A 22,958-nucleotide genomic window follows, 5' to 3' on the forward strand; every position below is an offset into this window, starting at 1 on the left:
ATCGGGCGGAAACACTTAAGAGGGCTTCGGCCGGCGAAGGCCGGAGCGGAGCGTACTTCATGTACGTGAGCACCGGAAGCGCAGGAAACCGCCATTTGCAGGCCGGCCTCACCTGAATATCAACGCACCTCAGTCCAACCTGTGCATGAGGTCGTCATCCAGCCAACGGCCGAAGAAATAGACGAGCTGCTTATGCCACCACGGCCAGTCATGGCTGACGTCGCCACCCCAATAGTCGACCCAGGCCGGGATCGATTTGTCGCGCAGCACCTGTTCCAGCTCGCGCGTTTCGACCAGCATGCGCTCTTCCCAGGCGCCCTGGCCGCAACAGAAGATCAGCCTGAGCGCCCTGAGCCGCCCGAGCAGCTTCTGGTCGACGATGCCGGGCAGATAGTCGAGCGGCGAGTTGAAATAGATATTGCCTTCCAGAGCCCGGCCGAAAAAGTCGCGCGCCGAATAGACGCCGGACAGCGAGATCACCCCGCTCGCCAGTTCCGGGAAGCGGAACACGAAATTGGATGAGTGATAGCCGCCCATCGAGCAGCCGCAAAACAGCGGCTTCAAAACGCGGCCACCGTTGGACTTGGCGGCAACCGCCTGCAAATCCGGCAGCGCTTCTTCGCGCACATAGCTGAAATAGGCTTCGTGGCGGGCGATACGCTGCGCCGTGTCGGCATGCTTGTCGAAGAAGGATTCCGAATCTACGCCGTCGAGCGTGAAGAGCTGGATGCGGCCGGTGTCGATGAACTCGGCAAGCGCGCCGACCCCGCCCGAATCCTCGAGCTGGTAGAACCGCCCTTGCGAGGTCGGGAACACCACCACCGGCCGCCCGGCATGGCCGTAGCGCTTGTATTCCATGTCCCGGCCGAGATTGCGGGCATGGCCCTTGTGATAGGAGACGTCCATCGGCTCAGGCCTTTTCCGCGTGGATGTAGTCGACCGCCTGGCGCAGCGCCTTCGGATCCTTCGAACGCATCTGGTAGGCATAATTGCCCATGGCGCGGCTGAAGACCTCTTCGATGGCCTGATGATGGACGATCTTGTCGCCGTGGGCGGCTAGCACGTTCGCATGGCTGTGCAAATAGTCGATGTGGCGTTTGCGGCTGGCATAGGCGGTGAAATACTTGCCCTTGTAAGGGCCGCCGGCGGCATCCTTGACCACCATGTCGGCCCAGGCGGCATAGACGTCGATGTCGAATGTGTAGTTGATGGCGTCGGTCATCCAGGCGCCGGGCGGCCGCATGTTGACCTCGAGCGCGATGACGCGCTTGTCGCTGGTTTCGAACAGCTCGATATGGAAGAAGCGCTCGCGTACGTCGAACGCCTTGAGGATCTTGCGGCCCGCCTCCTCGACTTCCGGGCTGATCTCGGGAAAGCAGGTGTAGCTCATATGGCGATCCTTGTTGACCGCCTCCATGATGCTCTGATCGTAACGGTGGCTGGCCGCCAGCACCACCTCGCCGTCGCGGTTGACGAGCCCGTCGAAGGTCACGACCAGCCCCTCGATGAACTGCTCCATGACGAAGGTGACACCCTCCGGCTTGTCCTTGAAGAACTGGTCGAGCTCCTTGGCGTTGGAGATCTTGAAAGTGTTGGAAGCCCCGGAGCCCGAATCCGGCTTGACCACCACCGGAAAGCCGACGCGGCGGATGAAGGTCATGGCGCCGGCGCGGTCGGAGCATTTGCGCTGCGGGATGGTCTCCACGCCGCTCTTGCGGAAGAAAGCGCGCATACGGCTTTTCCGCTTCAAATTCTTCACGAAGTCGAGCTTGGTGCCGAAGATGTTGAAATCGGTGCGGATGTTGGCTTCGAGTTCGAGCCAATGCTCGTTGAGGGACTCGAAGCGATCGATGCGGCCCCATTTATGGATGAAGTGCCCCATCGCCCGCAAAACGGCGTCATAATCTTCCATGTCGGCGACGCGGTAATATTCCGAAAGCGCCGCCTTGAGCTTGGCGTTCAAGGTTTCGTAAGGCGCATCGCCGATGCCGAGCACGGTGGCGCCCGCCTTTTTCAGCCGGTCGCAAAAATCGGTGCCGTTGGCCGGGAAGTGCGGCGAGAAGAACACGAAATTCATGGACGAACTCCTCCCCGGAGCTTCGCTCGGTGCCAAGCCTTCGAAACCAAGTCTGGCGCATTTGCGAGGCGCGGGGAAGACTGTCCGCACCGGCGGCGATATTAGGCAAGGGCGTTCATTCATGCGTCCCGCTTGCCTCCGACGGGCCGCTCCTGTAAGAGAGCCGGCATGACCACGCGCGTCCGCTCCGTCGCCTCCTCTCGCACCGGCTTTGCCGGCGAGACCGCGCGCGCGCTCGCCTCGACCCTGCTTCTTCTCGGCCTTATCGGCGATCGCCGGGTTCGCTGAAGGAGCGCCCGGCGGTCGAAACCGCCGCTCAAGGCGCATGCTCCTTGGCCAGACTTTGGCAAAGTCACATCAAGCGAACGAATTTTTGGTAGAGGCGACGCTCGCCACCCATCCGCCTGAAGCGGGCATGCGGGCCGCCGGGAGAAACGACGATGAACGCACGAGAAGAAATCCGCGCCGGCGAGGCTGAAAGCCGGAAGCGCGCGGCCGGCCACATGCCGGATGCAGCACGCAAATACCAATCCTACCCGACGGTCGGCCTGACCGACCGCACCTGGCCGAACAAGACCATCGACAAGGCGCCGATCTGGTGCTCGGTCGACCTGCGCGACGGCAACCAGGCGCTGATCGACCCGATGGGTCATGAGCGCAAGGCGCGCATGTTCGCGCTGCTCCTCGACATGGGCTTCAAGGAAATCGAAATCGGCTTCCCCTCGGCTTCGCAGACGGATTTCGACTTTGCCCGCTGGTGCATCGAGGAAGGCGGCGTCCCCGCCGACGTCTCGCTCCAGGTGCTGGTGCAGTGCCGGCCCGAGTTGATCACGCGGACCTTCGAGGCGCTCAAGGGCGCACACCGCCCGATCGTGCATTTCTACAATTCGACCAGCGAGCTGCAGCGCCGCGTCGTCTTCGAAAAGGATGTCGCCGGCATCAAGCGCATCGCCACCGACGCCGCCAAGATGATCACCGACATGGCCGCCAAGGCCGGCGGCGGCTACCGCTTCGAGTATTCACCGGAGAGCTTCACCGGCACCGAGCTCGAAGTCGCGCTGGAGATCTGCAACGCCGTCACCGAGATCGTGAAGCCGACGGCCGACAACAAGCTGATCATCAACCTGCCGTCGACGGTCGAGATGTCGACGCCCAACGTCTATGCAGATCGCATCGAATGGATGTGCCGCAACCTCGATGCCAGAGAGAACCTGATCGTCTCGCTGCATCCGCACAACGACCGCGGCACCGGCATCGCCACCACCGAGCTCGGCCTGATGGCTGGCGCCGACCGCGTCGAAGGCACGCTGTTCGGCAATGGCGAACGCACCGGCAATGTCGATATCGTCACGCTGGCGCTCAACATGTTCACCCAGGGCGTCGATCCGGAGCTCGACTGCTCCGACATCAACCGGATGAAGGACGTCTACGAATATTCGAACCAGCTGAAGATCCCGGAACGTCACCCTTATGTCGGCGAGCTGGTCTACACGGCTTTCTCCGGCTCGCACCAGGACGCCATCAACAAGGGCATGAAAGCTCTGAAGAAGGCCAACACCCCAATCTGGGAAGTGCCCTATCTGCCGATTGATCCGGCCGATGTCGGCCGCACCTACGAGGCGATCATCCGCATCAACTCGCAGTCCGGCAAAGGCGGCATCGCATACGTGCTGCAGGCAGATTACGGCCTCAACTTGCCGCGCAATCTGCAGATCGAGTTCAGCCAGGCGATCCAGGCGATCACCGATGCGGAAGGCAAGGAAGTGCCAGCCAGGCGCATCCACGAACGCTTCCTCGAAACCTATGTCGACCAGCCCGGCGCGCGGCTGAAGTTCCTCGACCATCGCACCTATCCGGACACCGAGGTGAAGGGCCGGCGCATGGTCGAAGCGGATATTCTCGACAATGGCAAGGAAGTGACCATCACCGGCTCGGGCACCGGCCCGATCGACGGCTTTGTCGATGCGCTCTCGCGCCATGTCGGCGTCGACATGTCGGTGCTCGACTATTCCGAGCATTCCTTGCAGCGCGGCTCCAACGCCTCGGCGATCTCCTATGTCGAGATGGAGTATCCGGGCGGCAAGCTGTTCGGCGCCGGCATCAACACCAACATCGTCGCCGCCTCGCTGGAGGCCGTAGTTTCGGCCGCCAACCGGATCATCGGCGGCTAGAGCAAATTCCAGGAAAAGTGTGAGGCGGTTAGGCTCGGCGGTTTCGCCGTAGCCTTCCGTCCGGAATTGCGGTCAAACAAAAAATTGAGCGGTTCACCGTTTCGTGAAACGGTGAACCGCTCAAGCCGGATGATCTGATTCAGCGATGGAGCTGGCGCATTCCAGCCTGCGCCACGCTGCAGACGCGGACGCGAATCTGCCATTCGTTAACCGCCGGAGGAATTTCCGGTGGCTTACGCGATCACATAATAGAAGCATCCTTGTGCGCCGGCGCGAGCGCTATATTATCGCTCCCTAACCTGTGCCGACTTCGAAAGGTTCGACACTTGGAGCATGCCCCGCCTGCCGCCCCCGCAGTGCGCGAGACATTGGAGCGACTGCTTGCCAGCGAAACGTTCGGCCGATCCGAGCGTGCCCGCAGGCTATTACGCTATCTGGTCGAACGCGAGCAGGCCGGCGAGGCGGACAGGCTGAAAGGCGTTTCAATCGCCATGGACGTCTTCGGCAAGGACGGCGATTTCGACGCCTCCACCGATGCCGTGGTCAGGGTTCAGGCCGGTCGTCTGCGCGAACTTCTGGAGCAGTATTTCGCCAATGAAGGTGTCGCCGAGCCGGTGCGCATCGCGATCCCGCGCGGCGGTTATGTCCCGTCCTACGAGCCGAATGCGATCCGCCTGCCCGGCGACGCCAGGTCCGCCTCCAAAACCGTCGCGCAGCGGTCCGACGCTTTGGCCGAAGCCGCTCAGGCCGCAACCGAACATCTCGACGCCTCTGCCGCGGGCGAACCTGCAGCGCTGATGGCGCCGGCAGCACCCGCCCAGTCGCTCACGCGGCAATTGCGGTTCTTCTGGGCTGCCATGGCTCTGGTCATTGTCATGCTCGGCGTGCTCATCGTGCGTCAAGGCAATGCCTTCCTCAACGGCGGCGACACTGCCGCGACAGCCGAAACGGCGCGCCTGGCCGGCACCGCCCAGTCCCGATTCGACTCCCTGCCGCTGATCTACATCGCCGTCAAAGCCGATGGAGCGGAGGCGGCTCGTGTCGCGTCGTCGCTGCGCGCCGGGCTCGCGGGTTTCGACACCATCGATTTCATCGGGCGCGATGCGGATTCGACGCGTGATCGGTCCGCCGATCCGATCAGTTTCGTTTTCGAAATCGTTCCCGGGCCTGCTGCCGGCGACGTCACGGTGGAGTTGCAGAGCGTCGCGACCGGGCGGGTTCTCCTGTCGCGCAACCTTACATCGGCCGAGAGCGCCCCTGGCGCGGTTGAAGGCAACGTCGCCAGCCTTCTCACCTCGACCGTTCCCGCTTCGGGCGCTATCTACAGCTACATCGATCAGAGCGACATCCGGACCAGCCAGATCGGGTGCCTGGTGCTCGACGACCGCTATTATCTCGACATGAGCGCCCAGACGCACGAAATTGCGTATCGCTGCCTGGAGAAGCTGGTCAGCGAAGGCACCAAATCGTCGCTTGTCTACGCGGAGCTGGCCGCGCTTCATGTGGAAGCCGTCACCGCGCACTATGCCTATCCACCGGAAGCGACGCTCGAAAAGGCCATGTCGCTTGCCCACCGCGCCGTCCAGATGGGGCCGATGAGCCCGCATGCGCATCGCGCCTTTGGCTACCTCAACTCGCGTCTCGGCAACACGGACGAAGCGATCCGATTAATGCGAAAGGCTTACGAACTCAACCCGTACGACCTCGGCATGGCCGCCGCCTATGGCTACGGCCTGATCTTCGCCGGCAAATATGATGAGGGAACGCCGATCCTGGACCACGCGGTCGAAGCCTTCAGCGGCCATCCAACCTGGTGGGATTATGGCCTTTTCGTCGGAGCCTTCATGCAGGGCGATATGAAAAAGGCCGCGCTCGCCAGCGAGTCGCTGCGCACGACGGCATCAAAGTCGCATTACCTGGCCGCGCGCCTGATCGGCGCCAGGATTTCGGGACGCGACAAGCTGGCGGGCGAGCTTGCCAACGAGCTCACCGCGCAATTCCCGAAGTTCGCCGCCGACCCGCGCGCGACATTCGTCGATCGCAAATACCCCCCGGATCTCACCGATCGGCTGGTTCAATCCTTGCGGGCCGCTGGGATCGGCAACCCGAGCTAATCCAACTCTCCATACTCATCTGGGCCACACGAATGCCGGAGCACCAAAGTATGACGCTGTGATCCGGCATATATTAGGACATTCTTGCGCATCGAGCGCCTGACGGGGCGCTGCGGTCGCGAAAATTTTACTGGCCATCAATCCGGTTCGGGAGCAATTCAGCCACAATTTGAAGCTCCTGCCTTGTTCACCGCCCCATTTTTTCATGCGTCCATTCCCTTATGCGGTCGAAAGCGGCGCCCGTCCGAGGACGATCGTGCTTCTGCACGGCTTCGGAGCCTGTGGTGAGATCTGGCGTGACGTCGCGGCCTCGCTGGCGGCGCGGGCGAGAGTGTTGGCCTATGATCTGCCGGGCCATGGACAGTCCCTGGAAAGCGAAGGCCTGGGCGGCGCCAAGCCAGCCGCGCGAGCCATCCTCGCCGATCTGGCCGCCCGCCGGTTGGGTAAGGTCCATCTCGTCGGTCACTCAATGGGCGGCGCGGTCGCCACATCGATGGCGCTTGCCGACCCCGACAGGGTGGCCTCGCTTACGCTGTTGGCGCCCGGCGGTTTTGGCCCGGAAATCAACGCCGACTTGCTGCGCCGCTACGCCGCCGCGGCCGGCAGCAACCAGGTCCGCGCCAGCCTTGCCGCCATGTCGGGTCCGCGAAGCGTGCCGCCCGATCACGTGGTGGATGCACTCTGCCGGATGCGCACCCGACCGGGCCAGTTGCAGACCCTGATCGATATGGCGGCCGCGATGACGAGGGATGACCGGCAAGGGATCATCCCCCGCGCGCAGTTGGATACGCTCGACATGCCGGTCATGGTCGTTTGGGGAGCGGAGGATCCGCTGCTGCCGGTCGAGCAGGCCGAGGCGCTGCCGTCGCATTTCCATCTGCATCATGTCCTTGACGCAGGTCACATGCTGGTCGAGGAAGCTCCTGACCTGATTGCCGAAATCGTGCGTCGCAACGTGCGGCGGCGCGGCAGATGGTTGCGTCCACCGCTGGACGCTTCGGCGGGTTGATCGCTCCCGGACCGATCTCGAAACATCCCTAACCCGCTTTCGCCGGACCGCGGCAGTCGCGCGGTTCGTCGTCGGCAGTGCATTTTGCCGGCGACTGTGGTAACTCGCTGTTAACCAACAGTGAGGCAGCCGCCATGACGGATGCAGGCGACAAAATCACCCCGATCGAACCGTCGCGAAAGCTCGCCGATGCCGTACGCGACGTCAAGAACGCCTTTGCCGACCGCGATGACGTGGTCGTCGACATGCGCGAGGCGCACCGCATGCGACTCGATCTTCTGGCGAGCGAGCTTGCCCCGGTCTTTGCCGATGTCCCGGCCGACATGGACAGCTTCGACTTCGCCGTCTCGTCCGGCCTGCAGCCGCGGCTATGGATCGATGCGGTGAGCCATGTCGCCATGGGACGCGACCGCCGCACCTATCGCTTCCTAAGGGATACGCGCGTCGGCCGCGTGGTGCTGGCCGAATCGACCGAGATGAAAGCCGTTGCCGATGCGGTGATGCGCTACGTGGCCGAGCGTGTCGTCGAGCGGCAGCGGATGATGGAAGGGAGCGTGGAGAGCGCCGTTCGCGGCCTGCATCGCCCCGTGGTCCAGGAAGCGGAGCCGCCCATCCGATCCGAAAGCGGCCGCAATGGCTGGACGACCTTCTTCGCCGGCCTCGGCCTGATCGCCGCAGGCGCCCTTGTCGGCCTGGCGGTTTCGCTGGCGTTGTTTTGGGACCGCATCATGCAGATGAAGATCAGCTTCTGACGAGCTGGCGCGCCGTGCCGGCGGGCACATCGAGGTCGATGGCCTGCAGGTCGGCAGGCGGCAGGGCTGGTCCCGTCAGGCCGCGCCGGATCAGGCGAAGACGCCAGTCGCCCTTTTCACCGTCGATTTCGAAGATGTTGTATTGCGCCGGCGGGTGTTTGCCGCCGGGCGCCTGGCCCGCGGCGGCAACCCCGACCACGGGCACCTTGGCGCCCCGTGCGCCGATGGTGAACAGTGACGGCAGATGCGAATGCCCGTGCAGGACGAGTTCAGCGCCATGACGGCGAATGACCTTGTGAAAGCGAGCGATGCCGAACAGCCGCTTATGCTGCGGGACGGCACCGCGCACCGGAGGGTGGTGGATCATGATGGCGCGGAACAGCCCTTGCTCCGCGGCATCGTCGAGGATCTTGGCGAGCCGCTCGGCCTGCCCTTCCATGAAGAAGCCGTTGGCCATGAAGGGCGCGGTGGCGCGCGCCGTGGTGACGCCGATCAGCGCGACATTGCCGCGCACACGCAGATACGGAAAGGAATTGCGGTCGACCGGGCTATTGACGCCGTCGCCCGTCATCCAGGGAGCCCACGACCGGCAGACCTTGTCGAAGGCGCCCGGCACATAGGCGTCGTGATTGCCGGGGACCACGGAAACGTCATGCGGCGATCCAAGCGTCTCCAGCCAGTGCTTGGCCATCTCGATCTCGCCATCGAGCGCCAGGTTGACGAGGTCGCCCGTGACGGCCAGGTGATCGGGCGCGCCGGCCTTGATGTCGGCGACGATGGTGTCGATCACCGAGTCATGCATATGGCGGCGGCGATTGCGCTGCCAGTTGACGTAGCCCAGCACGCGCTTGGAGGCGAGGTCGCGATAGGTTACATCGGGCAGCGGTCCCAGATGAGCATCGGAAATATGCGCGAGCCTGAACATGGCCCCTTCTTAAGCGACGCCGACGAGGCTTTCCACTCACCGTTTGCTGTTCGCCCAAGCAAGTTCCGCAAAAGTGTCCCACGGTTTTGGGGCCAGAACCTGCGAAAAACAAGGAAAGCCAGGCAGATGTTCGTGGGGCAACCCATCTGCTTCGGGATCGTTGAATGAACCGCCCGGCCGATCCTGACGCGGCATTCCGCCAGACCGGCTGGCCGGGGTTGCGGGCAAGGCTGTTCCATTTCTACTTCCTGCTGCGCCGCCCGATGACGCTTGGCGTGCGCGGGCTGGTCTATGACCGTGCCTCCAACTCAGTCTTCCTGATCCGCCACACCTATGTTCCCGGTTGGCAATTGCCGGGCGGCGGGGTCGAGGTGGGCGAGACCCTTGAGGAAGCGCTGGCGCGCGAACTGGCCGAGGAAGGCAACATCGCTCTGACTGCGCCGCCGGTGCTGAAGTCGATGCATTTCAACCATCGCCCCAGCAAGCGCGACCATGTCGGCCTTTATCTGATCGAAGCCTTCTACCAGACGGCGCCGAAACTGCCTGACCATGAGATCGCCGAAGCGGGTTTCTTTCCGCTCGACCGCCTGCCGGAGGGCACGACGCCGGCGACGCTGCAGCGGATAGCGGAGATTTTTGGCGGCGAGCGTAACTCGGCTTACTGGTAATCAAGCCGCCTTCCTGAACCTGTTCCGGTCATGCGGCGCGGCATAATCAAGCTCCGGCCCTGCCGGAATGATCCCCGTCGGGTTGATCGATCTGTGGCTGCCGTAATAATGCGCCTTGATGTGATGCAGGCTGACCGTGCCCGCGACGCCGGGCACCTGATAGAGATCGCGCAAATAGTTCGACAGGTTCGGATAGTCGGCGATGCGGCGCAGGTTGCATTTGAAGTGGCCGACATAGACCGGATCGAAACGAACCAGCGTCGTGAACAGCCGCCAGTCGGCCTCGGTGATGCGTTCGCCGGTCAGAAAGCGCTGCTGCGAAAGCCGCTCTTCGATCGTATCAAGCGCTAAGAACAATTCGCCGAACGCTTCCTCATAGGCTTTCTGCGTGGTGGCGAAGCCGGCGCGATAGACGCCGTTGTTGATTGCCGGATAGACCAGCGCATTGATCCTGTCGATCTCCGCGCGTAGCGCCGCCGGATAGAAGTCGAGACCGGCGTCGCCCCATTCGTCGAAGGCGGAATTGAGCATGCGGATGATCTCGGAGGACTCATTGTTGACGATGGTCTCTTGCCTTTTGTCCCACAGCACCGGCACCGTCACGCGGCCTGAATATGCCGGATCGGCCTTGGCATAGACCTGGTGCAGAAAATCGAGGCCGTAGAGCGTGTCGCCCGTGGCGCCGTCCTCAGCTTTGAAGGTCCATCCGTTCTCCCCCATGAAATGGTGCACCACGGAGACGGAGATGATGCCCTCCAGCTTCTTCAGGACGCGAAAGATCAGTGTGCGATGCGCCCATGGGCAGGCGAGCGACACATAGAGGTGATAACGGCCAGGTTCCGCCTTGAAGCCGCGCGTGCGCCCTTGCGCCGGCGCGCCGTCGCGCGTGATCCAGTCGCGCCATTGCGATTCCGTTCGCACGAACCGGCCGCCGCTGTCGGTGTTGGGCGTGCGATCCTGCCATCTGCCTTCAATCAGCAATCCCATGCGAAAAATCTCCCTGCGGCTCGATATTATCTAGGTTGATGACCGGGCTGGCGAAGCCCTCAGCGGATGAACAGTTCGTCAAACGACGAACCAGTTCGTCAAATGACCAACCGCTCCGGGGACGGATAAGTTCGTCATGGACGCAAAGAAAGCCTGAAAGCACCGATTGCAGCGGCCCAAAATTGATGCTAGCGGAGGCGCCCATGTTCGACTTTGCCTCGATCCGGTTTGACCGACGACGAAAGGGCGCCCGCGCTTAAGAAGCGTTGACTGGCGAACGCTGCCGCTTTGCAGCAAACCTTCCTCGATACCGGAACGCAAAGACCATGAGCCTTGCCGACGTGAAATACCTGCCGGAGACTCCGGCGCATGACCCTGAAATCGAAGCCATCAACGACGAGGCCTTCGGTCCGGGTCGTTTCGTGCTTGCCGCCTACAAGATCCGCGAGTCGGGAGGACATGACCGCTCGATGTCCTTCGTCGCCGTCAAGGACGGCACGGTCATCGCTTCGGTGCGTATGACGCGCGTGGCAGCGGGCGCCGGACGCGCTATGATGCTCGGCCCGCTTGCGGTGCGCCCCGCCTACAAGAATCTCGGCATCGGCCGCAAGCTGGTCGCGATCGCGCTGGAGGCGGCCAGGAAGGCCGGTGCGCCTGCCGTCATTCTGGTTGGTGACGAACCATATTATGGACCGCTTGGCTTCAAGCGCTTCCCGCGCGGACAGATCACCATGCCGCGCCCGGTCGATCTCGACCGGCTGCTGTATCACGAGATCAAGCCGGGGGCGGTCGCCCGCTTTGCCGGCGATGTCTGTCACGCCAACATGACGAGGGTTGCGGAACTTGTCCCGGCCCTGGCGCGGTCGGCCGCTACCGGGCAGGCATCTGTCGACCCGCCTGTTGCTGTTGCGCCTCCTTTGCGCGCTTCGTAGCATAATCCGGTCGCTGGGAGGCCTGCATGAACCCGAACGGCCAGATCGCGATCGTCACCGGCGGCGGGTCGGGCCTTGGCGAGGCGACGGCGCGCGCCTTGGCGGCCAGGGGCGCCCGCGTCGCCATCCTCGACGTGGGCATCGAGCGCGCGGCGAAAGTCGCGGCCGAGATCGGCGGCGTTGCCGTCCAATGCGATGTCGGCAGTGGCGACAGCGCCACGGCCGCGATCGCCGAAGTGGCTGAAAAGCTTGGGCAGCCGCGCATCCTGGTCAATTGCGCCGGCATTGCCATCGGCATGAAGACGATCGGCAAGGATGGACCGCATCCGCTCGACCAGTATCGCAAGGTGATCGAAATCAACCTCATCGGCACCTTCAACATGATCCGCCTCGTTGCCGACCGGGCGGCGAAACTCGAACCGCTCGCCGGCGGCGAGCGCGGCGTCATCGTCAACACCGCCTCCGTCGCCGCCTATGACGGCCAGATCGGGCAGGCCGCCTATGCGGCCTCCAAGGGCGGCGTCGTCGGCATGACGCTGCCTGTGGCCCGCGACCTGGCGCGATCCGGCATTCGCGTCTGCACCATCGCGCCCGGCATCTTCAAGACGCCGATGATGGCCGGCATGCCGCAGGAAGTGCAGGATTCGCTCGGCGCTTCCGTGCCCTTCCCGCCGCGGCTCGGCGAGCCGTCCGAATATGCGTCGCTTGCGCTCCACATCGTCGAGAACCAGATGCTGAACGGCGAGACCATCCGCCTCGACGGCGCTATCCGCATGGCGCCGAAATAAGCGGGGATGTCTGGCTCGCCGACAGGCGCCGGTGCTACCACCGGAAAGACCGGGCCGCTCGCCGGCCTGAAAGTGATCGAGATGGCCGGGCTTGGCCCGGTGCCGCTTGCCGCCCTGATGCTGTCCGAAATGGGCGCCGAGGTGCTGCGCATCGAACGCGCCGATGCCGGCCAGCCGCTTCTGAGCCTGCCCGAACAATACGATCTCGACCGCCACGGCCGTTCCATCCTCAAGCTCGACCTGAAGAGCCCGATGGGGGCCGACCTGCTGCTGCGCCTTGCGGCAGGGGCCGACGTGCTTGTCGAAGGCTTTCGCCCCGGCGTGATGGAACGGCTCGGCCTCGGGCCGGATGCCGTTCTGCAGCGCAATCCGGCGCTGATCTATGGCCGCTTGACCGGATTCGGACAGGACGGGCCGCTGTCCGGGCGAGCCGGGCACGACATCACCTATCTCGCCTATGCGGGCCTCTTGCATGCGATCGGCAGGCAGGACGCGCCGCCGGTGCCACCGCTCAACCTCGTCGCGGATCAAGGCGGCGGCGCCATGATGCTGATCGCCGGCGTGCTCGCCGCTCTTTTCCAGCGCTCGCGCAGCGGAAAGGGCCAGGTGGTCGATGCCTCGATGATCGAGGGAGCCTCGATGCTCGCCGCACCCATCCACGCCTACATGGCGGCGGGTCTCTGGAGCGACAGGCGCGGCGACAACCTGCTCGATTCCGGCGCGCCTTTCTACGATACATATGAGACGGCTGACGCAAGGCACATTGCCGTCGGCTGCCTCGAGCCGCGCTTCTTCGCCGAATTCGCCAGGCTGCTGCCGCTCGACGAGCATTTTGTCGGCAGCCAGTTCGACAAGTCGTCGTGGCCCGCGATGCGCGCCGCCATTTCCGGCCGGATCAAGGAGAAGACGCGCGACGAATGGGCCACGCTTTTCGCCGTGACCGACGCTTGCGTGGCGCCCGTGCTGTCCCTGGTCGAAGCCAGGAACCATCCGCACAGCCGCGCCAGGAAAAGCTTTGTGAAGTCCGGCGAGCTCGACCGCCCGGCGCCGGCGCCGCGTTTCTCGCAAAACCCGCAGACGCTTGCCGCGGCGCCGGACGTCGCCGATCGCGAGCCTGCGGACATATTGAGCCGTTTCGGCTTGAGCGAAGACGAGATCGCTGCCCTTGCAAAGGCGGGTGTACTCGGCCGATAACCGGAGAACAGAAATCAACTTATCTCGGGTGAACCTGTGACCGAACCGAAAAAGGACGTCATTCGCGAGACCGACGCCGAGGCGATCAGGCTCGCAAAAACCCTGATCCGCGCAGCACGTTTCGGCGCGCTCGCGGCGATCGAGCCCGGCACCGGCGCGCCGCTGGCAAGCAGGGTTGGCGTCGCCACCGACATCGACGGCGCGCCCCTGATCCTGATCTCGATGCTGTCCGCCCACACCGGTGCGTTGCTCGCGGATCCGCGCTGTTCGCTGCTGCTTGGCGAACCCGGCAAGGGCGATCCGCTGGCGCATCCGCGCATCAGCCTGGCATGCCGGGCCCTGCGGCTGGAGCGGGGATCTGCCGATCAGATCCGAGCCGAACGCCGCTATCTCAACCGCAATCCGAAGGCGAAGCTCTATGCCGGGCTCGGCGACTTCTCGTTCTTCCGGCTCGAGCCCGAGCGCGCCAGCCTGAATGGCGGCTTCGGCAAGGCCTTTCTTCTCGACCGTGATGATTTCATCACCGATCCCGCCCTTATCGAGGAGTTCGCCGGCAGCGAGCAGGCCGCACTCGATCACATGAATACCGACCATCGCGACGCGCTTGCCCTTTACGCCCGTCATTTCGGCCGCGCCGAAGACGGCGGCTGGATCGTCACCGGTTTCGACCCCGATGGCATGGATCTCGCGGCCCCCGATGCGACCTGCAGGGTTTTCTTTCCCCGGCCTTTGCAAAGCGCGCGCGAATTGCGTTCGGTGCTTGTCGAGATGGCCAAGGCGGGACGCGCGGCCGAGCAAGAGCGATAGTTGATCGCGCGCCGGCAAAAGCAACGCTTGAGATTTAGATGAAATGATCTACCTTTGTAGTGGCGCTGATTCAGCAGCGCCTAGCGACATCTGAACATCGTGGAATCAGGCGCCATTGCCCCCTGGCGTCTGGATGAGCCAGGACCCTTGGGGGATCTATGATCTCAAATAAGCTAATCGCCAATGCGGAATCGGCGGCCGCCTTTCTCACGCTCATGGGCAACGAAAAGCGCTTGCTGATCATGGCTCACCTGATCGACGATGAAATGCCGGTCGGCGCCATCGCCGAGAAGGTGCAACTCAGCCAGTCCGCGCTGTCACAGCATCTCGCCAAGCTGAGGGCGCTCGATCTCGTCGAGACCCGGCGCGACCGCCAGATGATTTACTATTCCTGCAAATCCGAGGCGGTGCGCGAATTGCTGCGCATGCTGGAAGGCATTTTCGGCGACGGCGACCTTTCACAGATGGCCTATCGGTTGCGCCGCGCCGGGGCTTGACCCGCGCCATCCAAAACCCCTTATCTCGCTGGCAATTTTTGCCGGCGAGATTTGCATGAACCTCATCTCCATCGATGATCCTCGGGACCCGCGCGTCGCCGCCTATCTCGACATCCGCGAGCGCGACCTCGTCGGCCGGCATTGCCGCTTCGTCGCCGAAGGCAAGGTCGTGCTGGACCTTCTTCTGTCGAGCGGACGCTTCGCCGCCGAGTCTGCCCTCATCCTCGAAAACAGGCTGGCTGGCGTGCAGGACATCTTGCGCAAGGCGCCCCCGGGGTTTCCGGTCCATGTCGCCGCCGGTGAGGTCATGGACCGGATCGCCGGCTTCCACATGCACCGCGGCATCCTGGCGATCGGCTTGCGCGGCGATCCGGCGCCCGCTGAGACCCTGGTGGAAACCTTGCCCCGGCGTGCCTTGGCCGTCGTCCTGGTCGGCATATCCAATCACGATAATATGGGCGCGATCTTCCGCAATGCGGCGGCCTTCGGCGCCGACGCGGTGCTGCTCGACCAGACGTGCTGCGATCCGCTCTACCGCAAGGCAATCCGTGTTTCGGTCGGTGCGGCGCTGAAGGTTCCCTTCGCGTCATTCGGCGACACCGGAAGCTTCACCGCGACGCTCGATCGGCTTGGCTTCGCCCAGTTCGCACTATCGCCAAGCGGCACCACCGACATCCGGGCCGTGCAACATTCGGCCAGGCTGGCGCTCTATCTCGGCACCGAAGGCGAAGGCCTGCCGCAAGACCTGCTTGCCCGGTTGCACACGGTGCGGATCGGCATGGCGGAAGGTTTCGACAGCCTGAACGTCGCCGCCGCGTCGGCAATAGCCCTGCATCACTTTTCAAACCGCTAGCGGTCCCGACCTGGGAGCCCGAACAGCTGCAACGCTTTGAGGTGTGTTGAGATTCAGGTCAGGCCGAGTCGAAAATGGTGGCTTCCGAGAACCGGAGCGGAGCGTACTTAAGTACGTGAGCACCGGAAGCGCAGGAAGCCGCCACTTGCAGGCCGGCCTCACCTGAATACCAACACACCTCAGTTGGACGGGCCGGCCTTCTGCAAAGCCCTCACGCGATCGGCAAGGCTGACGCCGCGCCCATTTTGCTGCCCCTCGCCCGCCAGCGCCTTGGCGATAGGCGAATCCGGCCCGTCGAGCTTCATCGTCAGATTGACCACCTCGGCTGCCAGCTCGTTCATTTGTTCGCGGAGGCCGGCGCCGGAGCGTGCGTCGCCCGCCGATTCGGGCATTGCCGCCCCCGTGGCGGCGGCAAGATCGGTCTTCAGCCGCTTGTTCTCGCGCGCCAGCGCCGTCAGCCTCGCCTCCAGCCGTTCCCGATCGCCCTCGAGCCTGGCGATTGCCTTATCGACATCGTCGCCTTTCGTGTCCGTTCCGGCAGCCAGCCGCGCAACGCCGTTTGCAGCGCTCTCCTTCGAACGTTCGCGCATTCGGGCGAGATCCTTCTCGCGGCGGTCGAGCTTTTCCTCGCGGTCGGCAAGCGTCGCCAGCAGCCGCTCCACCTTCTTGTCGAGCTCGGCCGTTTTCTTCTTCTCCGCCTTCAATGCTTCGCGTGCGGCCTTGCTCTCCGACGCGACCTCCTGATTGCGTCGGTCCGCCTCCCTGCGCTGGCCTTTGAGCAACGCGATGTCACTGGCCAGCTTTTCCAGCTCCGATTCGCGGGCAACCAGCTCGATCTGCCGGTTCGAGGACGAGAAGCTGGCGTCGTCATACATCTGCTCGAGCTTCTGCAGCTCCAGCGCGCGCTTCTCCAACGCCCGCTCCGTCTGCGCGTGCTTCTCCGCCAAGCGGTGCAACTCTTCCTCGCGCTGCCTGAGCTCCGCATTCTTGGCCTGCAGGTCGGAAAGCGCCTGATTCTTGTCCTTTCTTTCAACCGCGAGCCCCTTCAAAGCCTCGTTCGCGCGGCCGATCTCCACCAGTTGCTCAGCGACCCTTTCCTGAAGGTTCTTGACGGTTATCTCCAGCCGGCGCGTCGTCATGGCATATTCCGCCCGCACCCGGTCCTTATCCGCCTGGATTTCGGCTGGTGTCAGCGGCAGCGAAGCCTCGAGGCGCCTGCGCGTCAGGACAACGGCCCGCCGCCAGACCGCCGGCGCGACCAGCGACGCCAGAAAAACGGCGCAAAGGAAACCGAGTACGAAGAACAGAACCGACTGGACCAAGGCGTGCTATCCACTTTACGGCGCGGCAATCGCTGGATCGTGCCAGCTTGGCATGGCGGAAATTCAACGCGGCGGCAAGAGCTTGCCGCGGCGCGATCAGCACTGTCCGAGCGATCGTAGCGAGCGCAATCCGATCAGAACGGGTTCCAGGTCGGCCTTTCGGTGAGCTTTAGATAGCCGAGATTGACTCCGAGACGGGCACCGACGCCGGTGCGGATCGGCACGAGCAGCACCCGGTTGCTCTGCAGCACGTTGAAGCCGACGCCGGCGATGACATAGGCGGAGCCGGCGACGCCGCCGAAGCGGTTATAAAGGCTGCTGATGTCGTCGAGGTTATAGACCAGCATCATCACCCGGGACCCCTCGCCGCCAAAATCCCAGCCGAGCGAAGGGCCTTGCCAGAACACCTTATGGTCGCCGGCGTTCTTGGTGTAGAGCGTCCCCTCGCCATAGGTCAGGCCGCCGATCAGGGCGCCGGATCCTTCCTCGCCGAGCAGGTAGCCATTGGGCAGGCCGTAGGAGGCGAAGATCTTCTCGACGACGGTGGCCAGGCCGCCGGATGTCTCGCCGAAGAATTTATGACCGGAATCGACGATTTCCTGAGCGGTGTACTGCTGAGCCCGCGACGCCGAGGTCGAAAGGACCAAAGCCGCCAGGAGTGTGATGGTCATGGTGAGGACGCGGACGAACGTCCGGTCGTAGTATCGGGAAAACATGCTTCCAATCTCCGTCAGGGAGCACTTTCGCCGACGCCTCGCACCCCTGCGGCTCTTGCCGGCCGTTCGGGGTGGCTATCACGGGCAAATTATGCCGTAATCCTTTTTCAACCATTAAGCTCCCACACGAAGATGGCGGTTCGAAGGCTGCGCTTTTGCCGCTGCGGCGGGTTTCCCCCGCGAAACACACCATTTTCGCCGTCGATGATTTTGGATTTGTTGATGCGCGCTCGGGCCCTGTGTATTCAGAAAGCCTTGGAAAAGAGCGTGATTCGTGTGGGCAGGCGCGAAACCGTCGCTCGGCCATGAACAAATGATTTAAGCAGGGATTTCGCCGATGGCCGAGCTTTTCACCCTTTCCGCGCCAGATCTCGCCGCGCTGCTTTGCAGCCGTGTCTGCCACGACATCATTTCGCCGGTCGGCGCAATCAACAACGGCCTCGAGCTGCTCGACGAAGGCGGCGCCGACGAAGACGCCATGAAACTTATTCGCCAGAGCGCCAAGAACGCTTCGGCGCGATTGCAGTTTGCCCGCATCGCCTTCGGCGCCGCGGGTTCCGCCGGCATGATGATCGACACGGGCGATGCCGAGGCCGTGGCCATCGCCTTCTTGAAGAACGAAAAGCCGGAACTGCTGTGGAACGGCCCCCGTGCGCTGCTTCCTAAGAACAAGGTCAAGCTGCTGCTCAACCTCATTCTCGTCGCCAACGCAGCCATACCGCGGGGCGGCAAGTTGGTGGTCACGCTGGAAAGTCTCGAAACCGAGCCGCGTTTTTCGCTGTCGGCCAGTGGCCCGATGCTGCGCGTGCCGCCGAAATTCCTCGAGCTGCATTCCGGCCACAAGCCGGAGGAGCCGATCGACGCCCATTCGGTCCAGCCCTATTATACGCTGCTTCTGGCGCGCGAGGCCAATATGACGATCTCGATCCACGCGACCGCCGAGGAGATCGTGCTGACGGCAGCCTAAGAAAAACCGAAGTATCTTTTGTTGCTGATATTTTTGCTGGCGGCGCAGATTGAGCAATGCCAGCCGCGATCTATGTAATCGCGCTGCGGGGCCAAGGCCGCCCGATACCGTGTTTGGAAAAACTTTACCTAACGGCTTTTCGGCTTCTTTACCAGATTGGCCTATGGTGGTTTGCGGCCACCCCGAGATTGCGGTTCGGCAGATGGCAAAGAGGACCCGGACATGAAGCGCTGCCTGTTCGTCGATGATTCGAGCGTCATCAGGAAGGTCGCAAAACGCATTCTTGGCGGCTCGGATATGATTGTCGTCGAGGCCTCGACCGGAGTCGAGGCGACCGACATTTGCGCCGGCGACATGCCCGATGTTATCGTCATCGACGGTGGTCTTGCCGACGTCCCGGCCGTGGACCTTATTCGCCGCATCCGTGCTATCGAAGCGCCCAACAAGCCGCAGATCCTGATCTCGCTGGTCGAGGTCGACGTCGCGGCGATCATGCGCGCCAAGCGCGCCGGCGCCCAAGGCTATCTGCTGAAGCCCTTCAACCGTGCGCAACTGCTCGAAAGCTTTCGCGTCCTGAAGATAGCCGCCTGATTCGCCGGAACCGCTTTCAAGCAAAAACCCGGCCTGAGCTGGGTTTTTCGTTCGAATCACCTGGATCGCTTATGCGCTCAAGCAAAAACCCGGCCTGAGCCGGGTTTTTCGTTCGAATCGCTGGGATCGCTTATGCGCTGACGCGAATATCTTCCGGCTCGCGCAGTACATAGCCGCGGCCCCACACCGTTTCGATGTAGTTCTGACCGCCGGACGCCGCGTCGAGTTTCTTGCGCAGCTTGCAGATGAAGACGTCGATGATCTTCAGCTCCGGCTCGTCCATACCGCCATAGAGATGGTTGAGGAACATTTCCTTGGTGAGCGTAGTGCCCTTGCGCAGCGAGAGCAGCTCCAGCATCTGATATTCCTTGCCGGTCAGGTGCACGCGCTGACCGCCGACCTCGACCGTCTTGGCGTCGAGATTGACCACAAGGTCGCCGGTGGTGATGACCGACTGGGCGTGCCCCTTGGAGCGGCGCACGATCGCGTGGATGCGCGCCACCAGCTCGTCCTTATGGAAGGGCTTGGTCATATAGTCGTCGGCGCCGAAGCCCAGGCCGCGCACCTTGTCCTCGATGCCGGCCATGCCGGAGAGGATCAGGATCGGCGTCTTGACCTTGGAAAGGCGCAACGTGCGCAGGACTTCATAGCCCGACATATCAGGGAGATTGAGGTCCAGAAGGATGATGTCGTAGTCGTAGAGCTTGCCGAGATCGACACCTTCTTCGCCGAGATCGGTCGTATAGACGTTGAAGCTCTCCGATTTCAGCATCAGTTCGATGCTCTGTGCGGTTGCACTGTCATCTTCAATCAGCAGAACACGCATTTCATTCCCCTTTTCTGCTGCCGGACCGTGTCACGACCCGTCCGGGACCCGGAGCAGTGATTGCCTGAACAGAAGGTGCCACCGACTGGTTAACAAATCCTAATTTCGTGCCATCCACGATACCAGATTTTTTAACCCCTTTCTACACCCACTTGAATCTAATAACGAATCACAGACCAAAACCGCTAATGCACCACATTAAAAAATCAGCCTAAGTGACTCCAGGGACTCGCTGGCCCGGGCTTCCCGCCGCCGCCGGAATTTTTACCCGGCCTTAAGTCCTCGCCCGTATGATTAACAATGCCCGTAAACGAATGGTTACCGCCGGCGAAAATCTTTAGGGCTTTGTTTCCTATAGCCCAGGGAAAGCCGGGGGAAACGGGCGGCGCTTAGGTCTTTCCGGGCGGACTGGACGGTATTGCAGGTGTGCGTTTGCGGAGTATCGAGTCATGAAGTCACGTGAAAACCTCGTTCGACTGAAACAGTTTCAGGTGAATGAGAAGCGGCGGCAGCTCTTGCAGCTGGACATGATGATCGCCGAGTTCGAGCGCATGGCCGTCGAGCTGGAGGCGCAGATCATCGCCGAAGAGAAAAAAGCCGGCATCACCGACATCAACCATTTCGCCTATCCGACCTTCGCCAAGGCGGCCCGCTTGCGCCGCGACAACCTCAGGAATTCACAAAGTGACCTCGCCCAGCAGCGAAGCACCGCCGAATCATTACTCGGCGAAGCTGAAGCGGAGCTGTCCAAGGCAGAGATGCTGGAATCGCGCGACACCAAGATCCGCGAGGCCGAAACGGGCGGCCGCAGCGCCATGATCGGCTGATCGCCGGGCATAATCGCGGCCATGCCGGAGACCTGCCGGCATCCTCAGAGCTGGCAATCGCCAAAAATCGTCCTCGCCGTCTTCACGGCATAGCGGCCTTCTCGCCGTGATCGGCCGATGCCCGGGTTCGGGCATCCTTGATTTCGGATGCATGCTCTTCCGCCCAGGAGCGTATCTGGCTGAGCAATCCCGCAAGGTTCCGCCCAAGCTCCGTCAGTTCGTACTCCACGCGCGGCGGGATCACCGCGAACACCTCGCGCCGCACGAGGCCGTCGCGCTCCAGCACGCGCAGCGTCTGAGTCAGCATTTTGGGCGTGATGCCCTCCAGCTTGCGCGCCAGCTCGCCATTGCGCAGCCGGCCGCTCCGCAGCGCGCAGACGGTGAGATAAACCCATTTGCTTGCGAGCATCTCGAGCACGGTATGCGATGGGCAGGAGCGCCGGAACGCGTCGTAGCCGAAGGGAGATCTGTCTTCGCTATCCATGAGGTGCCTATATATACAAAAGGTACATACTCGACAATCGAATACTACTATCCAAATGATAGCGGGCACATTCACTCGAACAGGAGGCGTTCATGCGTGCCGTTATCCAGACTTCCGTCGGCGGACCCGAGGTCCTTTTCGTGGCCGAGCAGCCCGACCCCAAGCCCGGCCCCGGTGAAGTGCTCGTCCGCGTCAAGGCGGCGGGCCTCAACCCGGTCGACGGCGCCGTGCGCGGCGGGTTCTACCCGCTGCTCGGCGAACCGCCTTTCATCCTCGGCTGGGACATTTCCGGGACCGTCGCGGCGCTCGGAGACGGCGTGACCGCCTTTAAACTCGGCGACGAGGTGTTCGGCATGCCGCGCTTCCCCAAACAGGCCGGCGCCTATGCCGAGCTCGCCGCGGCGCCGGTGGACGAGATCGTCGCCAAACCTGCCGCCATCGACCATGCCCATGCGGCTGCATTGCCGCTGGCCGGGCTGACGGCCTGGCAAGGCCTCGTCCGCCATGGCGGCCTGCAAGCGGGCCAACGGGTGCTGGTTCACGCCGTCGCCGGCGGCGTCGGCCATCTGGCGGTGCAGATCGCCAAGGCGCGCGGCGCCTGGGTGGCATCGACCGCCAGTCCGGACAAAACCGACTATGTCCGCTCGATCGGCGCCGACGAGGTGATCGACTACACCAGGGACGATTTCACCGGGAAGGTCGGCAATGTCGATCTGGTGCTGGACCCGATCGGCGGCGACCACGCCGACAAGTCGCTGGAAGTGCTGCGTGACGGCGGCGTTCTGGTGTCGCTGCTCGACGTTCACGACGCCACCAGGGCGAAGGCCAAGGAGCGGAACATCCGCGTTGAACGCATGTCTGTGGTGCCTGATCGCGAGGGGCTCGCCGAACTCGCCAGGCTGGTCGGGGCCAAAAAGCTGATGCCGCATGTGGCGAAAGCTTTCCCGCTCGACCAGGCGGCGGCCGCCCATGCCTTTCTCGCGACCCGCCCCATCGGAAAGGTCGTGCTGACAGTTTGAATGGAAGGCCGCCGCAAAAGCGAAGGGCGCGGAGTCCCGCGCCCTTGCACGTTTTCGGCCGGCAGCTTAATGCCGGTATTGCTGGATTCGCGTGGTGCGCAGCCCGGCAAGGCCGTATTCGTCGATCGATGCCTGCCAGGAGAGAAATTCTTCGGTGGTGAGCTTGTAGCGCTGGCAGGCTTCCTCAAGGCTGAGCAGGCCGCCGCGTACAGCGGCGACCACTTCCGCCTTGCGCCGGATAACCCAGCGCCGCGTGTTCGTCGGCGGCAGATCGGCGATCGTAAGAGGGCTGCCGTCGGGCCCAATAACATACTTGACTCTAGGTCTAACCAGATCGGTCATCGTACTCTCTACTAAAAACTCAAAGACCCAATCCCCGCCACAGTACCGTCACAGCTTTAAAAATTGCCTAAGCGAACCCTAATGACTAAG

At 63.0% G+C, this 22,958-nt stretch carries 24 protein-coding genes; 15 read left to right on the top strand and 9 right to left on the bottom strand.

All coding sequences use genetic code 11. The features are described 5' to 3' along the window. Positions 1-129: 129 nt before the first annotated feature. On the bottom strand, positions 130-906 hold the full coding sequence (locus LB520_RS05020) for an esterase family protein (RefSeq protein WP_224636661.1): 777 nt from the start codon (positions 904-906) through the stop codon (positions 130-132). Positions 907-910: 4 nt separating this feature from the next. After that, positions 911-2,077: an ATP-grasp domain-containing protein gene (locus LB520_RS05025; protein WP_224636662.1), complete on the bottom strand. Its 1,167-nt coding sequence runs from the start codon at positions 2,075-2,077 to the stop codon at positions 911-913. Positions 2,078-2,517: 440 nt separating this feature from the next. Here LB520_RS05025 and leuA point away from each other — a divergent pair, with 440 nt between their 5' ends. The 4 genes from leuA (at position 2,518) to LB520_RS05045 (ending at position 8,123) form a co-directional block, all read left to right on the top strand. Continuing rightward, positions 2,518-4,248, top strand: a complete 1,731-nt coding sequence (leuA, locus tag LB520_RS05030) for a 2-isopropylmalate synthase (RefSeq protein ID WP_224636665.1) — start codon at positions 2,518-2,520, stop codon at positions 4,246-4,248. Between the two features lie 326 nt (positions 4,249-4,574). Then, positions 4,575-6,362 carry a tetratricopeptide repeat protein gene (locus LB520_RS05035; protein WP_224636667.1) on the top strand — a complete coding sequence of 596 codons (1,788 nt, stop codon included), beginning with the start codon at positions 4,575-4,577 and terminating at the stop codon, positions 6,360-6,362. Between the two features lie 205 nt (positions 6,363-6,567). Then, positions 6,568-7,371, top strand: a complete 804-nt coding sequence (locus LB520_RS05040) for an alpha/beta fold hydrolase (RefSeq protein WP_224524645.1) — start codon at positions 6,568-6,570, stop codon at positions 7,369-7,371. Positions 7,372-7,505: 134 nt separating this feature from the next. After that, complete coding sequence (locus LB520_RS05045) at positions 7,506-8,123, top strand: hypothetical protein (RefSeq protein ID WP_095766446.1); 618 nt, start codon at positions 7,506-7,508, stop codon at positions 8,121-8,123. On the opposite strand, the gene LB520_RS05050 is transcribed toward LB520_RS05045, so the two are convergent. After that, the gene (locus LB520_RS05050) at positions 8,113-9,048 is read right to left on the bottom strand and encodes a metallophosphoesterase family protein (protein ID WP_224636668.1); all 936 of its coding nucleotides are present in this window, start codon (positions 9,046-9,048) and stop codon (positions 8,113-8,115) included. The genes LB520_RS05045 and LB520_RS05050 overlap by 11 nt on opposite strands. Positions 9,049-9,212: 164 nt before the next feature. Here LB520_RS05050 and LB520_RS05055 point away from each other — a divergent pair, with 164 nt between their 5' ends. Then, the gene (locus tag LB520_RS05055) at positions 9,213-9,716 is read left to right on the top strand and encodes an NUDIX domain-containing protein (protein WP_095766444.1); all 504 of its coding nucleotides are present in this window, start codon (positions 9,213-9,215) and stop codon (positions 9,714-9,716) included. Here LB520_RS05055 and LB520_RS05060 read toward each other — a convergent pair whose 3' ends face one another. Further along, positions 9,717-10,703: a glutathione S-transferase family protein gene (locus tag LB520_RS05060; protein ID WP_224636669.1), complete on the bottom strand. Its 987-nt coding sequence runs from the start codon at positions 10,701-10,703 to the stop codon at positions 9,717-9,719. A gap of 326 nt (positions 10,704-11,029) precedes the next feature. Between LB520_RS05060 and LB520_RS05065 the strand changes: the two genes are divergently transcribed. The 6 genes from LB520_RS05065 (at position 11,030) to LB520_RS05090 (ending at position 15,774) form a co-directional block, all read left to right on the top strand. Further along, positions 11,030-11,635 (top strand): GNAT family N-acetyltransferase, encoded by a 606-nt coding sequence (locus LB520_RS05065; RefSeq protein WP_224626753.1) that lies wholly within the window; start codon positions 11,030-11,032, stop codon positions 11,633-11,635. Positions 11,636-11,661: 26 nt separating this feature from the next. Further along, the gene (locus LB520_RS05070; RefSeq protein ID WP_224636670.1) at positions 11,662-12,423 is read left to right on the top strand and encodes a 3-hydroxyacyl-CoA dehydrogenase; all 762 of its coding nucleotides are present in this window, start codon (positions 11,662-11,664) and stop codon (positions 12,421-12,423) included. 6 nt (positions 12,424-12,429) lie between these two features. Further along, the gene (locus tag LB520_RS05075) at positions 12,430-13,617 is read left to right on the top strand and encodes a CaiB/BaiF CoA transferase family protein (protein ID WP_224636671.1); all 1,188 of its coding nucleotides are present in this window, start codon (positions 12,430-12,432) and stop codon (positions 13,615-13,617) included. Between the two features lie 36 nt (positions 13,618-13,653). After that, positions 13,654-14,424: a HugZ family protein gene (locus LB520_RS05080; RefSeq protein WP_224636672.1), complete on the top strand. Its 771-nt coding sequence runs from the start codon at positions 13,654-13,656 to the stop codon at positions 14,422-14,424. Positions 14,425-14,582: 158 nt separating this feature from the next. Beyond that, positions 14,583-14,921, top strand: coding sequence for an ArsR/SmtB family transcription factor (locus LB520_RS05085; protein ID WP_224636673.1), 339 nt, complete (start codon positions 14,583-14,585; stop codon positions 14,919-14,921). Between the two features lie 55 nt (positions 14,922-14,976). Further along, positions 14,977-15,774: a TrmH family RNA methyltransferase gene (locus tag LB520_RS05090; RefSeq protein ID WP_224636674.1), complete on the top strand. Its 798-nt coding sequence runs from the start codon at positions 14,977-14,979 to the stop codon at positions 15,772-15,774. A 179-nt stretch (positions 15,775-15,953) separates the two neighbouring features. Here the strand turns inward: LB520_RS05090 and LB520_RS05095 are convergent, their stop codons facing one another. Both LB520_RS05095 and LB520_RS05100 read right to left on the bottom strand, forming a co-directional pair. Continuing rightward, entirely contained in the window at positions 15,954-17,096 is a 1,143-nt protein-coding gene (locus LB520_RS05095; RefSeq protein WP_224636675.1) for a hypothetical protein, read from the bottom strand. A 134-nt stretch (positions 17,097-17,230) separates the two neighbouring features. Further along, entirely contained in the window at positions 17,231-17,767 is a 537-nt protein-coding gene (locus tag LB520_RS05100; protein WP_224514585.1) for a DUF1134 domain-containing protein, read from the bottom strand. A gap of 382 nt (positions 17,768-18,149) precedes the next feature. Here LB520_RS05100 and chpT point away from each other — a divergent pair, with 382 nt between their 5' ends. Together chpT and LB520_RS05110 are read left to right on the top strand one after the other, a co-directional pair. Continuing rightward, entirely contained in the window at positions 18,150-18,779 is a 630-nt protein-coding gene (gene chpT, locus LB520_RS05105) for a histidine phosphotransferase ChpT (RefSeq protein WP_095766435.1), read from the top strand. A 222-nt stretch (positions 18,780-19,001) separates the two neighbouring features. Further along, entirely contained in the window at positions 19,002-19,370 is a 369-nt protein-coding gene (locus tag LB520_RS05110) for a response regulator (protein ID WP_224636676.1), read from the top strand. A gap of 130 nt (positions 19,371-19,500) precedes the next feature. Here LB520_RS05110 and ctrA read toward each other — a convergent pair whose 3' ends face one another. Then, complete coding sequence (ctrA, locus tag LB520_RS05115; protein ID WP_006203583.1) at positions 19,501-20,196, bottom strand: response regulator transcription factor CtrA; 696 nt, start codon at positions 20,194-20,196, stop codon at positions 19,501-19,503. 449 nt (positions 20,197-20,645) lie between these two features. On the opposite strand from ctrA, the gene LB520_RS05120 reads away from it, so the two are divergent. Next, positions 20,646-21,023 (top strand): flagellar export protein FliJ, encoded by a 378-nt coding sequence (locus LB520_RS05120; RefSeq protein ID WP_040989842.1) that lies wholly within the window; start codon positions 20,646-20,648, stop codon positions 21,021-21,023. Positions 21,024-21,105: 82 nt separating this feature from the next. On the opposite strand, the gene LB520_RS05125 is transcribed toward LB520_RS05120, so the two are convergent. Beyond that, positions 21,106-21,507, bottom strand: a complete 402-nt coding sequence (locus LB520_RS05125) for a winged helix-turn-helix transcriptional regulator (RefSeq protein WP_140838824.1) — start codon at positions 21,505-21,507, stop codon at positions 21,106-21,108. Positions 21,508-21,599: 92 nt separating this feature from the next. On the opposite strand from LB520_RS05125, the gene LB520_RS05130 reads away from it, so the two are divergent. Beyond that, positions 21,600-22,526, top strand: coding sequence for an NADP-dependent oxidoreductase (locus LB520_RS05130; protein ID WP_224636677.1), 927 nt, complete (start codon positions 21,600-21,602; stop codon positions 22,524-22,526). A 66-nt stretch (positions 22,527-22,592) separates the two neighbouring features. Here the strand turns inward: LB520_RS05130 and LB520_RS05135 are convergent, their stop codons facing one another. Further along, complete coding sequence (locus LB520_RS05135; protein ID WP_006203587.1) at positions 22,593-22,868, bottom strand: DUF1153 domain-containing protein; 276 nt, start codon at positions 22,866-22,868, stop codon at positions 22,593-22,595. Between the last annotated feature and the right edge of the window lie 90 nt (positions 22,869-22,958).

The organism is Mesorhizobium sp. CA12 (assembly GCF_020165255.1).
In the GTDB taxonomy this organism is placed as follows: Bacteria; Pseudomonadota; Alphaproteobacteria; order Rhizobiales; family Rhizobiaceae; genus Mesorhizobium.

What these genes read in the sequence shown, in the direction of transcription:
- LB520_RS05125 (WP_140838824.1), bottom strand. Translation starts at nt 21,507, where the DNA reads ATGGATAGCGAAGACAGATCTCCCTTCGGCTACGACGCGTTCCGGCGC.
- LB520_RS05025 (WP_224636662.1), bottom strand. Translation starts at nt 2,077, where the DNA reads ATGAATTTCGTGTTCTTCTCGCCGCACTTCCCGGCCAACGGCACCGAT.
- LB520_RS05120 (WP_040989842.1), top strand. Translation starts at nt 20,646, where the DNA reads ATGAAGTCACGTGAAAACCTCGTTCGACTGAAACAGTTTCAGGTGAAT.
- ctrA (WP_006203583.1), bottom strand. Translation starts at nt 20,196, where the DNA reads ATGCGTGTTCTGCTGATTGAAGATGACAGTGCAACCGCACAGAGCATC.
- LB520_RS05090 (WP_224636674.1), top strand. Translation starts at nt 14,977, where the DNA reads ATGAACCTCATCTCCATCGATGATCCTCGGGACCCGCGCGTCGCCGCC.
- chpT (WP_095766435.1), top strand. Translation starts at nt 18,150, where the DNA reads ATGGCCGAGCTTTTCACCCTTTCCGCGCCAGATCTCGCCGCGCTGCTT.
- leuA (WP_224636665.1), top strand. Translation starts at nt 2,518, where the DNA reads ATGAACGCACGAGAAGAAATCCGCGCCGGCGAGGCTGAAAGCCGGAAG.
- LB520_RS05070 (WP_224636670.1), top strand. Translation starts at nt 11,662, where the DNA reads ATGAACCCGAACGGCCAGATCGCGATCGTCACCGGCGGCGGGTCGGGC.
- LB520_RS05045 (WP_095766446.1), top strand. Translation starts at nt 7,506, where the DNA reads ATGACGGATGCAGGCGACAAAATCACCCCGATCGAACCGTCGCGAAAG.
- LB520_RS05075 (WP_224636671.1), top strand. Translation starts at nt 12,430, where the DNA reads ATGTCTGGCTCGCCGACAGGCGCCGGTGCTACCACCGGAAAGACCGGG.
- LB520_RS05085 (WP_224636673.1), top strand. Translation starts at nt 14,583, where the DNA reads ATGATCTCAAATAAGCTAATCGCCAATGCGGAATCGGCGGCCGCCTTT.
- LB520_RS05050 (WP_224636668.1), bottom strand. Translation starts at nt 9,048, where the DNA reads ATGTTCAGGCTCGCGCATATTTCCGATGCTCATCTGGGACCGCTGCCC.
- LB520_RS05065 (WP_224626753.1), top strand. Translation starts at nt 11,030, where the DNA reads ATGAGCCTTGCCGACGTGAAATACCTGCCGGAGACTCCGGCGCATGAC.
- LB520_RS05020 (WP_224636661.1), bottom strand. Translation starts at nt 906, where the DNA reads ATGGACGTCTCCTATCACAAGGGCCATGCCCGCAATCTCGGCCGGGAC.
- LB520_RS05100 (WP_224514585.1), bottom strand. Translation starts at nt 17,767, where the DNA reads ATGACCATCACACTCCTGGCGGCTTTGGTCCTTTCGACCTCGGCGTCG.
- LB520_RS05130 (WP_224636677.1), top strand. Translation starts at nt 21,600, where the DNA reads ATGCGTGCCGTTATCCAGACTTCCGTCGGCGGACCCGAGGTCCTTTTC.
- LB520_RS05040 (WP_224524645.1), top strand. Translation starts at nt 6,568, where the DNA reads ATGCGTCCATTCCCTTATGCGGTCGAAAGCGGCGCCCGTCCGAGGACG.
- LB520_RS05110 (WP_224636676.1), top strand. Translation starts at nt 19,002, where the DNA reads ATGAAGCGCTGCCTGTTCGTCGATGATTCGAGCGTCATCAGGAAGGTC.
- LB520_RS05055 (WP_095766444.1), top strand. Translation starts at nt 9,213, where the DNA reads ATGAACCGCCCGGCCGATCCTGACGCGGCATTCCGCCAGACCGGCTGG.
- LB520_RS05060 (WP_224636669.1), bottom strand. Translation starts at nt 10,703, where the DNA reads ATGGGATTGCTGATTGAAGGCAGATGGCAGGATCGCACGCCCAACACC.
- LB520_RS05135 (WP_006203587.1), bottom strand. Translation starts at nt 22,868, where the DNA reads ATGACCGATCTGGTTAGACCTAGAGTCAAGTATGTTATTGGGCCCGAC.